The 13,789-nt window shown below is 68.5% G+C and carries 9 protein-coding genes; 2 read left to right on the forward strand and 7 right to left on the reverse strand.

From position 1 onward, the window contains the following. Positions 1–76: 76 nt before the first annotated feature. Positions 77–1,099 (reverse strand): LLM class flavin-dependent oxidoreductase, encoded by a 1,023-nt coding sequence (locus tag OXI49_08765; GenBank protein ID MDE2690589.1) that lies wholly within the window; start codon positions 1,097–1,099, stop codon positions 77–79. Beyond that, on the reverse strand, positions 1,100–1,951 hold the full coding sequence (locus OXI49_08770) for a PIG-L family deacetylase (protein ID MDE2690590.1): 852 nt from the start codon (positions 1,949–1,951) through the stop codon (positions 1,100–1,102). It lies immediately after the preceding gene. A 53-nt stretch (positions 1,952–2,004) separates the two neighbouring features. Here OXI49_08770 and OXI49_08775 point away from each other — a divergent pair, with 53 nt between their 5' ends. After that, a complete protein-coding gene (locus OXI49_08775; GenBank protein MDE2690591.1) occupies positions 2,005–3,807 on the forward strand; it encodes a VWA domain-containing protein in 1,803 nt (600 codons plus the stop codon). On the opposite strand, the gene OXI49_08780 is transcribed toward OXI49_08775, so the two are convergent. The 4 genes from OXI49_08780 to OXI49_08795 are packed head-to-tail and all read right to left on the reverse strand — an operon-like array spanning position 3,794 to position 7,898. Further along, positions 3,794–4,789 carry a sugar-binding protein gene (locus tag OXI49_08780; protein ID MDE2690592.1) on the reverse strand — a complete coding sequence of 332 codons (996 nt, stop codon included), beginning with the start codon at positions 4,787–4,789 and terminating at the stop codon, positions 3,794–3,796. The two genes, OXI49_08775 and OXI49_08780, sit on opposite strands and share 14 nt — an antisense overlap. Beyond that, positions 4,786–5,694: an ABC transporter permease gene (locus tag OXI49_08785; protein MDE2690593.1), complete on the reverse strand. Its 909-nt coding sequence runs from the start codon at positions 5,692–5,694 to the stop codon at positions 4,786–4,788. The genes OXI49_08780 and OXI49_08785 overlap by 4 nt, the downstream gene beginning before the upstream one ends. Positions 5,695–5,726: 32 nt before the next feature. After that, positions 5,727–6,461, reverse strand: coding sequence for an ATP-binding cassette domain-containing protein (locus OXI49_08790; protein ID MDE2690594.1), 735 nt, complete (start codon positions 6,459–6,461; stop codon positions 5,727–5,729). A gap of 15 nt (positions 6,462–6,476) precedes the next feature. Then, complete coding sequence (locus tag OXI49_08795; GenBank protein ID MDE2690595.1) at positions 6,477–7,898, reverse strand: divalent metal cation transporter; 1,422 nt, start codon at positions 7,896–7,898, stop codon at positions 6,477–6,479. Positions 7,899–7,921: 23 nt separating this feature from the next. On the opposite strand from OXI49_08795, the gene OXI49_08800 reads away from it, so the two are divergent. Further along, a complete protein-coding gene (locus OXI49_08800; protein ID MDE2690596.1) occupies positions 7,922–10,228 on the forward strand; it encodes a c-type cytochrome in 2,307 nt (768 codons plus the stop codon). 208 nt (positions 10,229–10,436) lie between these two features. On the opposite strand, the gene OXI49_08805 is transcribed toward OXI49_08800, so the two are convergent. Further along, a complete protein-coding gene (locus tag OXI49_08805; GenBank protein ID MDE2690597.1) occupies positions 10,437–13,766 on the reverse strand; it encodes an efflux RND transporter permease subunit in 3,330 nt (1,109 codons plus the stop codon). Positions 13,767–13,789 lie beyond the last annotated feature (23 nt).

Genomic DNA, 13,789 nt, shown 5'->3' on the forward strand with positions numbered 1-13,789 from the left:
GGCGGAGAGTACGCGCGCGGCGACTCCCTCGCTCCGCGTTCGGCAGATGGGATCCTCAGGCTTCAGGGCCGGGCTGTCAACCGGCCAGCGCCACGGCGTCGGCGAGCAGTTCGTAGGACCGCAGCCGCGCCTTGAAGCTGGGACAGATCGTCAGCACGACGAGTTCGTCGACTCCGAGCCGGCCGGCGAGCTCGCGCGCCCGCGCGGCCACCGCGTCCGGCTCCCCGACCAGGCTGCGGGCCCGCATCCTCTCGATCATGACCCGGTCGGCCTCCGTGAACTCGTACGCCTCCGCTTCCTCCAGGCTCGGGAACGGCCCCGGTCGGCCTTGCGTCAGCCGGATCCACCAGAGAGACCGGCTCAGCGACTGGCGCCGCGCTTCCTCCTCCGTGTCCGCGACCATCGCGCTGACGCCGACGCTTGCCCGCGGCTCGGGGTGCCGCTCCGACGGTCGATACTCGCTCCGGTAGAGCTCGAGCGCGGCCTCGGCATCGCGGGGCTGGATGAAATGGGCAAAGCTGTAGGGGCAACCGAAGTGGGCCGCGAACCGCGCGGAGCCGAGGCTTGAGCCAAGCAGCCAGACCTCCGGCTGGGTCTCGCCCTGGGGCATCGCCCGGACGCCGTTCAGCCGAGCGTCCTCGTGACCCCGGCCCAGATAGCCGAGGAGGTCGGCGACCTGCTCCGGGTAGTGCTGCACCCCGAGCCGTCCCGGCCCGTGCGCGAGCAGGTGCGCAGTGAACCGATCGGATCCGGGCGCCCTGCCGATACCCAGGTCGATCCGGCCTGGATACAGGATCTCCAGCATGCGGAACACCTCGGCCACCTTGAGCGCGCTGTAGTGGCTCAGCATGACGCCGCCCGAGCCCACCCGCATGCGGCTGGTCGCCGCGGCCACCTGGCCGATCAGGGCCTCGGGCGCCGCGCAGGCCAGCGACTGCGAGTTGTGGTGCTCCGCCAGCCAGTACCGGCGATACCCGAGGCGATCCGTCGCTCGGGCGAGTTCCACCGCCTCGCGGATCGCGGCCGCCGGGGTGCTCCCGGCCCGCACCGGGCATTGATCGAGAACGCTGAGCGCCAGCGACGGCGGCGCCTCAGCCATTCAGTATGCCGTGGACCGCCGGAAGCGCTCCACTACTCTGCCGTTCTCGCGCTCAGCGCGCGCCAGCAGCCGCGCCGCCCACTCCTTGCGCTGCTCCTCGACGGCTGCCGGATCGTAGCGATCCACCATCGACCCGAACTGGCTGATGTGCGCCGCCGAGGCCCGGGCCTTCGTCTCCGCCACTTCCGTGATGTCGACGGTGTAGTTCGGATTCGCGCTGTAGTAGAAGAACACGAGCGGCACGTTCCAGGCCTCGAAACCCTCCGCCTCCAGCTCCGGGAAGTACAGCCGCCAGCGCGCCGCGCGGATCGCGTCGACCGTGATGATCGCGCCCGAACGGTGATCCGACTTGTGGTACTGCTCGAAGGGCGAGCCCGGATCGACGGAGAACAGGGCATCGGGCTGGAACCGCCGGATCTCACGGGCCACCTGCCGCGTCAGCTCGCGACGGTCGACGTACTCCAGCATGCCGTCGTCGTGGCCGAGCCAGACGATGTTCTCCTTCGGGATGCCGAGAATCCGGCATGCCTCCTCCTCCTCGGCCCGGCGGATCGCCTTCAGGCGGTCCTTCGTCATCGAAGGATCCCGGGAACCGGCATTGTCCGTCGTGTAGACCACGACCTGGATGTCGTTGCCGCTAGCGGCCAGGATGGCCAGTGTGCCGCCGGAGGTGAAGGTCTCGTCGTCAGGGTGCGGCGTCACGACCAGGATGCGACGGCCGGACCACTCCTCGATCCGGTCATCTCCCTCGTAGGTAGGCTCCGGGCGAGAGACCTGGGCTCCGAGTTGCGTCACCGCGAAGACGGCGACCACGGCCGCGACCAGCAGCCGCGCCACGGTCGAAGAGAACACTGTCGTGGGGCCTTTCGCGCCCGCCGGGACCATCGCCTCAGTATAGTGAATCCATGGCACTCCCCCGGCTGCGTCGACGACTCGCCACGACCCTGCTCGCGCTACCGGCTATCGCTCCCATTCCTGCGACCGCGCAGCAGGTGGAAGCACCGGATTCTCCAGCCGCAACGATCGCCGAACAGGTGGACGTGAGGATCGTGAACATCGACGTGCATGTCACGAATCGCCGGGGTCGGCCGATCGCCGACCTCACGGCGGCCGACTTCGAGGTCTACGAGGACGCCCAACGGGTCGAGATCACGAACTTCCTGAATGCCGCCGCACGTGACGACCTGGAGTGGACAGACGGGGGCGAGCTCGAGCCGCCCACGGACACCGAGGCGCCCCTGATGGTGGCGCTCTACGTCGACCGCTACCGGACAAGCCACGGCAACCTGCTTCGGATCGAGGACGACCTTGCCTCCTTCCTGAGCGCCCGACGCGATCAGGGAGGCCGCATCCGTTTTCTGCTCGCCACGGGAGACCCGGAACTGAACGTTCGGGTTCCCTTCAGCGACGACCCGCAGGAGTTGCTTGGCGCCCTGGAGCAACTGCGCGAGGAGCCGCGTTCCGGCCTCCACGACGACGATCTGCTCCGCCGCCGAACCCTGAGTGAGATCCGGACCGCCTACGAGACCTGTATTCAGCCCCCCGCCAGCGACTTCAACCCCGGCTGTGTTCCGTGCGTCGACACCTGGGGCGCGCTTCTTGGCGCAGCAAACCAGTACGCCGCCGAAATGCAAACACGGGCCGCAACCTCGGTCTCCGCACTCGCCGAACTGACCACCGCGCTCGGCGGCCTGCCGGGCCCCAAGGCTCTCGTCTACGTCAGCGATGGATTGCCCCAGCGTCCAGGAGCGGACCTGTTCCACTACCTGGGCCAGATCTGCGCCGATCGGCGGTCCGAGACCGATGCCCTGGAGCGCGAGTGGGACGACACGACCCGCTTCAATCGCTTCAGCGCCTTCAGCAACGCAAACCGGGTCACCATCTACCCGGTGGACGCCGGCGGCGTCCGAGCCTCGTCGTCGGTCGATTCGACCCTCGCCGGCCCGGTTGGCAGCGTCGAGGGATTCAGCGGCACGAGTGACTCGAGACTGTCGACGGTTCTCGTGCCCAGCACCGAGAACGACCGCCTGCGGGTCGACAACCTGCAGGGGACACTGAGCCTGCTGGCGGACGAAACGGGCGGCCAGGCGGTCTTCAACCAGGCGAATCCGGCGAATGCCCTCGAGGACATCGCGTCGGACTTCGGCTCCTACTACTCCCTTGGCTACCGGGCCCCGCCAAACCGGCGCCATCCGATCCGCCAGATCGAGGTCCGCCTGACCAGACCGAGACAGGGCTGGCAGGTGCGCTACCGGCGCTCCTACGTTCTCAAGTCGGACGACCAGCGGCTGGCGGACCGGCTCTTTGCCGCCCTGAAGCTCGACGAGCAGACCAACCCCCTTGCCGCGGAGGTGACGTTCGGAGAGCCCTCGCTGGCCGCCGACGCGGACCGGAGCACGTTGCCCGTCGAGGTCGAAGTCCCCGTTTCGGCGGTCACCTTCCTTCCCGGACCCTCCGGCACATCGGGAGCGGTGCGCATCTTCCTCGTCGCCGAGGCCGAAGACGGCCGCCGCACGCCGATGCGACAGAAGACCCTTGCCCTGAACGAGGCGCAGCTTCAGGCCGGACGGGCGAACACCGTCGTGGTGAACGTAGATCTCCCGCCGGGAAAGTTCGCGGTCGCGGTCGGCGTCCGTGACGAAGCGTCGGGCCGCGGCAGCTACCTGGTGAGGGACGTCGAACTGCCCGCCGCCGTCAACGCTCCCTGAACGCCTCGACGTCTTCGGCGCTGGTCAGGACGTCCAGGCCGGTGTAGATCGGATCATCGACCGGCGCACCGTTCACCAGCTCGAGCAGCACTTCCATCGACCGGTAGCCCATGGCATACGGGCGCTGCCCCACCTGTCCGTGGCTCAGGCCCTCGGCCAGCAGGTCCAGTTGCATCGGCAGCACGTCCGCACCCATGATCACGAGGTCCCCGGAATCGATCCGGTCCCGGTACGGTTCGACGGCCTGCCGGTAGGCCTGGTCCACGAACTGCGGGAAGCCGCCGGTGATCGAGAACACGTCGAGGTATGGCTCGGAGGCCAGCACGTCGGCCATCTGCTGTACGGCCAGCGGAAAGTCGTCGTTCGTGTAGAGCGGGCAGGCCGCTACCTCCGTCCAACCGTTTCGACCGTCCAGCCGTTCACCCGGCGGTGCGGCCGAGGCAGTACCTGCCAGCGTGTCCCGGAGCCCCTGCATCCGCTCGTTGTGGTTCATTGCCGCAGCACCGCCCGACTGAATGCAGATGCGGCCGCCTTCAGGCTTGAACTCCTGGAGCAGCTTCGCTTGCTCGACGCCCATGGCGCGGTTCTCCGTACCGATGTATGTCGTGCGCAGCCCGGCGTCGTCGACCAGGAGATCGGAGTCCCAGGTGATCACCGGGATCCCGGTTTCGCGAGCGCGCGCCAGCGCGCGCGCCATCGCCGTCGCGTTCGAGGGCGATACTGCGATCCCGTCGACCCGGCGGGTGATCAGATCTTCGACCACCTGAACCTGGTCCGCCTCCGTGTGCTCGCTGGGACCGATGTACAGGCAGTCGACGTCCTCGAGGTCCGCGGCCGCCTGCATGCAGCCGTCGCGGGCGAGGTCGAAGAACGGGTTGTTCATCGCCTTCGGCACCAGGGCGAACGTGTAGCCGGACTCTTCGCGGGCACAGCCTCCCACCGCCAAGGCAAAGGCCAGAGCCACCGCCACGCCACGATTCATCGCCTGGCCCGTCTCATTCGCTCGACCAGCATAGCGACGATGATCGAACCCCCGATGAAGGCCCCCTGCCAGTACGGGTCCACACCGAGCAACAGCAGGCTGTTGCGGATCAGTTCGATCAGCGCCGCGCCGGCCACCGCGCCGAACGCGCCGCCTTCCCCGCCCATCAGATTGGCGCCGCCGATCACGGCCGAAGCGATAACGCGCAGTTCGTAGTTCTGGCCCAGCGCATTCGTGACCGCTCCCAGCCAGCCGATCATCAGGATCGCCGAAACCCCGGCAAGCAGGGAACTGAGCACGTAGACGGTGAGCTTTACCCGGGCCACGGGCACGCCCGCCAGCCGGGTCGAATCCTCGTTGCCGCCGACCGCGAGCACATGCCGCGCCAGCCGGCTGTAGCGGAACCACGCTGCCGCGCAAAGTGCCGCCAAGACAAGCAGCCAGACGGGGTTCGCCACTCCCAGGAAGCGGCCGCCGCCCAGCGCGAGCAGCAGGTCCTCGTCGGGACCGAAGTCATGGATCATCCGGTTGTTCGAGATGACGAGCGCCAGCGACCGCGCGATGCTCAACATGCCGAGCGTGACGACGAAGGGCGACAGGCGGAAGTACGCCACCAGCGAACCGTTGACGATCCCGCACAGCAGGGCGCAGCCGAGTCCCGCCGCCGCCGCCACGATCAGCGGTTGCCCCGACCCCAGAACGAGACCGGTGACGATTCCTACGAGCCCCATGACGGAGCCGACCGAAAGGTCGATGCCGCCGGTCGCGATGACCGCCGTCTGTCCGAGGGCGATCAGCCCGATGAACGCGAAGTTCCGGCTGATGTTGAAGATGTTGTCGGCGCTCGCGAACGGCTCGGAGACCAGGCTCATCACGCCGGCCAGAGCCGCGACGGTCAGAGTCACCCACAGCGACTGCGGCGCTCGGAGGAGGCTCCTCACGCGGCTTCGAGCGCGCCGGTGATCAGCGCGGTCACCTCCTCCGGCGACGACTCTGCGACCGCCTTGTCCGCCACCTTTCGCCCTCTTCTCAGGACGACGACGCGGTCCGCGACCGCGAAGACGTCCGACATCCGGTGGGAGATCAGGAGCACCGAAACGCCCCGGTCGCGCAGGCTGCGAATGAGCTCCAGTACTTCGGCGATCTGACGCACGCTGATGGCCGCGGTCGGCTCGTCCAGCAGCATGAGGCGTGGCGCACTCAGCCGAGCCCGCGCCAGCGCCGTGGCCTGGCGCTGCCCGCCCGACATCCTCCGCACGAGATCGTCCGGGCGGGTGTCGGAACCGAGCTCGTCGAACAGTTCGGCGGACCTCTTTCGCATGGCCGCGTGGTCCAGCACCGGCAGGATCCCGAACAGCCTGCGGTGCAACTCGCGGCCCAGGAACACGTTGGCCGTCGCGGAGAGGTTGTCGCAAAGGGCGAGGTCCTGGTAAACGGCCTCGATGCCGTTCTCCCGCGCCGAGAGGGGCGTGAGTTCGACCGGCTGCCCGTCCCAGCGGAGCTCGCCCGACGTCGACGCGAAGTTCCCCGCGACGATCTTGAGCAAGGTGGACTTGCCGGCGCCGTTGTCGCCCATCAGTCCGACGACTTCACCCGGGGCGAGTTCCAGGTCGACGCCCTGCAGCGCCTCGACCGCGCCGAACCGCATGCCGACCGACCGGAGTTCAAGCATTGAACGATCCGGTCGTCAGCCGGTCAGGCGTCCGAAGTAGCCCGGCCCCTGGGTCCAGACGTACCAGGCCATGAAACCGGTCAGGAACAGCGTCACGCCGACCATCAGGGCCCACCACAGCCAGCCGCGGGTCCCTTCCGGCCGGTCCTTTCCCAGATAGCCGCGCTTTCGCTGCAGGATGACGAAGCCGATGTAGGCGGCCGGCAGGAACAGGCCGCAGACGATGTTCGTCGGCACGGCCAGCCAGACCGCGATGTCGCCCCAGAACACGGGACCGAGCACGCCGGGCGCGGGAAGCAGCATGGCCAGCCGGTGCTTCGTGCTGCCAAACTCCCAACCGAACAGCTCGCAGGCCACGAACCCGGTCGCCAGCATGTGCAGGGTGATCGTCGACAGCGCCATGCCGAGCACGCCCAGGTCGAACACCACGCGTCCCACCGCGGGTCCCGCGACGGCCGCCAGGGACTGCGCCGCCTCGACGGGACTCAGCCGCACGCCGTCGTAGGCGGGATCGAGGTGAATCGTGTTCGCAGCGGCGATCACCATCAGGCTTGCGGCCAGGACGTAGGGCACGAAGGTCCCGGTCCACAGGTCGAACCTGGCCAGCGACCTGTGCTCCCTCGACCAGCCGCGGGCGAGCAGTGAGTACGGGTACAGGAACACCATGTTGATCCCGACCGCGGCCGACAGGCCGCTTAGAATCACCGTCACGCCGAGCACGCCGTTCCGCTCGCCGGGAACCGCGAAACCGACGAAACCGCGGACGAGGCCGCCCCAGTCCGAGACTCCCGTGCGGATCACCACCCAGGCGAAGCAGACGACGATTCCCCACACCATGTAGCGCAGTAGCCGCTCGTAGACGCGAATCAGTTCGGGCCGCCGGCCGTAGAGTGAGGAGATCAGCACGGCCCAGACGAGGACGACGAAGCCGAGCGCCGCCGCAGGCAATCCCTCGATCCCCGCCGCTTCGCCGAGGTCCACCAGCACCGCGGAGGCCAGCGAGTACTGAGGGAAGTGCCAGACGATCGACGCGATCAGCGCGCCCAGGGCCCAACTCCAGGCGAGGGGCGCCCCAGCGAAGCGGCGCATCGCATCGAACGGCCGCATTCCCGTCGACAGGGTCTGGTGGGCGACCGCGGAGAGCATGACCAGTCCCAGCAGCATGGCGAGCGGCGCGACCCAAAGGAGCTGGTAGCCGAACACGGCCCCGGCGAACAGGGCGGAAGCCGCCGTCCCGCTGCCGAGCGTCATCGCGCTCTGCATGTATCCGGGGCCGATCAGTCCGGCGAAACCTCGCCAGCGTGCCGTCCGCGGCGCCTGCTCCAGTTCGGCCAGTTGCCGTCGCTCGGCCGCCAGAACCGCCGGGTCGGGCGGGTGGGCCATCCGGAGACCGACCCGCAGGTCGTCCCGCTCGGCAGCGGACAACTGTTCCGGCATGTCGGCTAGGCTACTCCACCGCCATGGACCGGCGATTCCCCTCTGCGCTTCTGATCGCGCTTGTCGCCGCGGCATCACCGGGCCTGGCCCAGCGCGGCGACCGCGAGGGCCACGTTATGGAACAGGTGTGGCGCCAGTTCAAGGTGCCCGAAGCGCCTCCCCTCGTCCCCGAGGAGGCGATGGAAACACTGCGCGTGGCTCCCGGCTTCCGCGTCGAGCTGGTCGCCGCGGAACCCCTGGTCGAAGACCCGGTGGCGATGTCCTGGGACGAACGAGGGCTCCTCTACGTCGTCGAGATGCGCGGCTTCATGCCGAACGTGGACGGCGTCGGCGAGCAGGAGCCGGTCGGCCGGGTCGTCGTGCTCGAGGACACGGACGCGGACGGCGCGATGGACCGGAGCGCGGTTTACCTGGACCGCCTGGTCAGCCCGCGCGCAATCGCGGCCGTCTCGGGCGGCGTCCTGATCGGCGAACCGCCGAACCTGTGGCTGTGCCGGAGTGAAGCGAAAGCCGGCGGCCTGCCCCGCTGCGCGAGCCGGGAGCGGCTCCTCGACTACGGCGACCCGGACCCCGATCTTCTGGAACACACGGAGAACGGACTCCTCTGGGCCCTGGACAACTGGATCTACAACGCCAAGTCCGACCGGCGCTTCCGGCTACGGAGGGGGACCGAGGGCGCCTTCATCGAGATGGATCCGACGCTCTTTCGGGGCCAGTGGGGCATGGCCCAGGACGACGTCGGCCGCCTCTACTACAACACGAACTCGCGCTACCTGTACGCCGATCTCATTCCCGCCGACTACGCCCTGGCGGACCCGGACCATCAGCCCCGGGGCGGCGGCATCGGCGCCAGCGAGCGGCTCGTCCACGACGAAACGGTCTATTCGATCCGGGTGAACCCGGGCATCAACCGCGGCTACGTCGGCAGCATGCTGCGCGGCGACGGCCGGCTCGCGGTCACGACCTCGGTCAGCGGACTGACCGTCTACCGCGGCGATCAGTTCCCCGCCACCTTCCGCGGGGACGTCTTCGTGCCGGAGCCGGCAGGCAACGTAGTCGCCCACTTCGATCTCGCGCCCGGTCCAATGGAGAACGGCATCCCGACCCTGATCGCCGAGCACCGTCGCTACGAGGATCCGGACTGGGTCGAACGCGAGTTCCTGGCTTCGACCGACGAACGCTTCCGTCCCGTCGACGCGAAGACCGGACCGGACGGCGCCCTGTACGTGATCGACATGTATCGCGGCATCCTCCAGCACGTGCGGTACGTGACGACCTACCTGCGCGAGTACATCCTCGAGCACGGGCTCGACCGCCCGATCGGCATGGGCCGCATCTACCGGATCGTCTGGGAAGGTGACGCCGATGACCCGTTCCCGGTCCGCCGCGACCCGCACCCGCTCGATACCGCATCCGACCGCATCGCCGCCCTGTCCCACCCGAACGGCTGGCACCGGGACACCGCCCAGCGTCTGCTGGTCGAGAACGAACTCGACGACCCCGGCCGGGATGCACTGCGCGAACTTGCCCGTTCAGGCGCCGATCCGCTGGCCCGCATCCACGCCCTGTGGACCCTTAACGGCCGAGGCGAACTCGATGAGGCAACGACTCTGGCAGCCCTCCGGGACGGCAACCCGTGGCTCGTCGTCCACGGTTTGCGCGCTGGCGAGGAGACGCTGGCGGGAAGTGCCGCCGGTCAGGCCGCCATCGGCGAGTTGCTCGACTCCTCGTCGCTTCAGGTCCGGACCCAGGCCCTGCTGACCCTTGGCGCCGTGGCTCCCGAAGCGCCCTGGGCCCGGGCCACCCTGGCCGAACGGGTCGCCGCGCGCCCGGACGACCCCTTCCACCGCCAGATCGCCCTCGCCGCGAACCGCGGCGGCGCCGGCGATCCCGAGCCACCGGTGGTCCCGGCCGCGGCTCCCGCCATGACCGCCGAGGAAGCGTCCCGGTTCAACCACGGACGACGCCATTACCGCGCCTGCAACTCGTGCCACGGCAACGACGGGCGGGGCCTGGAGGGTCTCGGCCCAAGCCTGGTCGGCTCCCCGTGGGTCGTGGACTCCCCCGAACGCCTGACCGCCCTCGTTCTCCAGGGAATCGAGGGACCGATCGAAGTCCACGGCGAGTTCTGGGACGACCTGATGCCCGGCTTCGCCGCCGACCCCCGCCTCCCCGACACTGCCATCGCCGCACTCCTCACCTACATCCGCCGAAGCTGGGGCAACACTGCTGACCCAGTTTCGCCCGAACTCGTCACCAACGTCCGGGCCCAGACGAGTGAACGCGTGGAACCCTGGACTGCTCCGGAACTCGAACAGGCGTTCCCCTAGCACGCTCCGTCTATCGACGGAGTCCAGTCCGCAGCGGCGCCCCCGGGGGAGGGTCCCAGGGCGTCGGAGGCAAACGACTTCCTCGCGCCTCCACCAACCCACGTCGACGTGGAGTGCAGCCGACAACAGCGAGCCCCTGCTCCCCATCCTCCGCGTGCGGGCGAGCGTGCCTCTGGGACCCTCCCCCGGGGGCGCCGCTGCGGACGGCCTACGTAGCAGCAGCCTCGGCGGCGGCCTCAGGGTCGATGGCGTCGCGCTTGTGGAAGTCGAGCAGGAGATAGAGCGCCGGGATCACGATCAGCGTCAGCAGCGTTGAGGTCAGTAGCCCGCCGACCACGGTCAGGGCCATCGGCGTTCTGAGCTCCGCCCCCTCGCCCAGGCCCAGCGCCATCGGCAGCAGACCCAGCACGGTAGTTGACGTCGTCATCAGGATCGGCCGCAGGCGGACCAGGCATGCCTCGCGCAAGGCCTCCACCTTCGCCTTGCCGGCGCGCCGCAAGCGGTTCGTGTAGTCGATGAGGATGATCGCGTTGTTCACGACGATGCCGGCCAGCAGGATGCCGCCGATCAGGACGACGATGCTGACCGGCGTCCGCGTGAGATAGAGGATGCCGACCGCGCCGATGATCGAGAACGGCACCGCGAAGAGGATGACGAAGGGATGTAGCAGCGACTCGAACTGGGACGCCATGACCAGATAGACCATGAACACGGCCAGCAGGATCGCCAGTCGCATGCTGTCGAACGAGCGCTCCATCTCCTGGCGCTGCCCGCCGACCGAGTAGTCGAAGCCGACGGGGAACCGCGTCGAGTCCAGGATGGCCTGAATGTCGTCGGAGACGCTGCCCAGATCGCGGCCGACGATGTTCCCCTCGATCAGCGCCACCCGGCCGCCGTCGCTGCGGCGAATCTCGGCCGGCCCTTCAGTCTCGATCACTTCCGCCACCGCCGAGAGAGGCAGTGGCGTGGCGCCGTTCTGGCGGATGTTCAGGTTGCGAAGATCACGGACCGAGTCGCGGTAGCCCTCGTCGGCCCGCATCCGGACCTCGATGTTCCGATCCTCGCGCACGATGTCCGTCGCGATGTCGCCCTGCACCTTGGACCGGATGACGGCGCCGAGTTCGGCAACGGTGTAGTTCAACGTCGACAGCCGTTCCCGGTCGAAGATGATCTGCAGTTCCGGATTGCCGCCCTCCGTCGAAGACTTGACATCCACAAGACCCTCGACTTCGCGCATCCGGGCCGCCACCTGGTCGGCAAGCACTTCCAGCAGCGCCAGGTTGTGGCCGCGGATCTGCACCTCGACCGGGCTCCTGAAGCTGAAGTAGGTCGGACGGCCGAACCGGTACTTCAGGGAGTCGTCGCCGAGCAACGCTCCGCCGTCGGCCGCGGCCCCGGCCCGAACCGACGCCGCACCCGCGATCGGCGGCATCCCACCGCCAAAGGACGCGTTCTCCGCGTCGATCAGGTTCCGGATCCGGCCCATCACCAGCTCCTCGCGCTCGGCATCGATCGGCGGTTCCATCCGCACGTTGACCTGGCCGATGTTCTCCCGTCTCTCGCCGGCCGCGCCTCCCTGCTCGTTCGAGGTGCCGACCACCGTGTAGACCGACTGCACGCCGAGCTCCTCGCGGAAGTCGCGCACCCATTTGTCAATGTTCTTCAGCCGCCGGTCAGTGACCTCCAGCCGGCTCCCGGGCGCCAGTTCGGCGTCGACGTAGAACTCGCCCTGGATCAGCTCCGGCACGAGTTCGGTTCCCAGCGAGCCGATGAGCTGGACGCTCCCCGCGAGCAGCACGACTGCCGCCAGGACGACCAGTGCGGGGTGGCGAAGGGCCCCGCGAAGGATGCGGGCGTAAACCGCCGTGATGCCGCGAAGCACTGCGTCGAAGCCGACGAGAACGGGCCGCAGCAGCAGGGACATGACCGTGGCAACGGCGCGGACCACATGCTTGACGGCCAGCGCGATGCCGACACCGATCGCGCTGAAGAAGGCCGAAAGGACCCTGGTCACCGGGTTGGAGCGGCCCACGTGTTTGACCGACTCGACCTCGGCATCGGCCGCCAAGAACCTCCGGGAAGCCAGCATCGGGATCACCGTCAGCGCGACCCCGAGCGACACGAGCAGGGAGAACGTCACGGTCAGCGCCTGGTCGCCGAACATCTGGCCGGCGACGCCCTCGACGAACACGATCGGCACGAACACGCAGACGGTCGTGATCGTGCTCGCGATCACCGCCCGGCCGACTTCGGAGGCCCCGGCCCGGGCCGCCTCGACGACCCCCAGGCCCTGGTCCCGCCTCCGCTGGATCGCCTCCAGGACGACGATCGAGTTGTCCAGCAGGAGACCGATGCCGAGCGTGATCCCGCCCAGCGACATGATGTTGAGCGACACGCCGGCGACGTACATCAGGAAGAAGGTCGCCACGACCGAGACCGGGATCGAAATCCCGATGATCAGCGTCTTCGGCGCGCTCCGCAGGAAGAGGAACAGGACAACGATCGCCAGCGAGCCGCCGATCAGTGCGGTTTCGATCACGGCCGACACGGAGTCGCGGATGTAGCGCGACTGGTCGGTGAGAACGGTCAGCTCGAGCTGGGGATCGATCTGTCTGATCTCCTCCACGAGACCGTCCACCCGATCGAGAACGGCGGAGGCGACGGTGACCGTGTTCGTGCCCCCCTCCTTGTAGACCGCGATCTCCACGGCCTCCCGGCCGTCGATCCGCGTGATCACCTCGCGCTCCCTCGCGCCCTGGTAGACCCGGGCGATGTCTTCCAGGCGAACGATCGCGCCCTGGGAGCGGTCGATCACGATCTCCCGCATCTCCTCCGGACGCAGCAGTTCGTTGATCGTTCGCACCAGGTAGTCGGTCTGGCCGTCGCGCAGCCGCCCGCCCGTGAGATTCACGTTCTCCTGCGCCAGGCGGTTCATCACCTGATTCATCGTCAGGCCCAGGGAGGTCAGCCTCCGTTCATCGATCTCGACCTGGATCTCCTCCTCCAGACCGCCGCTGACGACGACGGCCGCCACGCCTTCCAGGCGCTCCAGCTTCCGCTTCAGATCCTCCTCCGCCAGCAGGCGCAGCGCGATCAGGTCGCTGCCGCCGCCGGCGAGCCCCATCCGCAGGATCGGGTCGAGCGACGGGTCGTAGCGCAACAGAACCGGCCGGTCGGCCGCGATCGGCAACCGCACCTGATCGAGACGCTCCCGCACGTCGAGCGACGCGAAGTCCATGTTCGTGCCCCAGGAGAACTCCAGGGTGACCTCGCTGATGTCCGCCCGGGAACTCGATATGACCCGGTTGACCCCGTTGACCACCCCGACCGCGTCCTCGACCGGCCGCGTGATCAGGGTCTCCATCTCGACCGGCGCCGCGCCCTCGTACCCCGTCTGGACGGTCAGCGACGGGTAGGTGATGTCCGGCAGCAGGTCGACCGCCAGATCGCGGAAGGCGACGCCGCCGAAGACCACCGCCGCCAGGGCGAAGATGAACACCGTGACCGGTCGCCGGGTGGCGAAGGAAACAACTCGCATGTCGCGCTACCTGGTCAGATGCC

The sequence above is a fragment of the Acidobacteriota bacterium genome, from assembly GCA_028875725.1.
Classification (GTDB): Bacteria; Acidobacteriota; Thermoanaerobaculia; order Multivoradales; family Multivoraceae; genus Multivorans.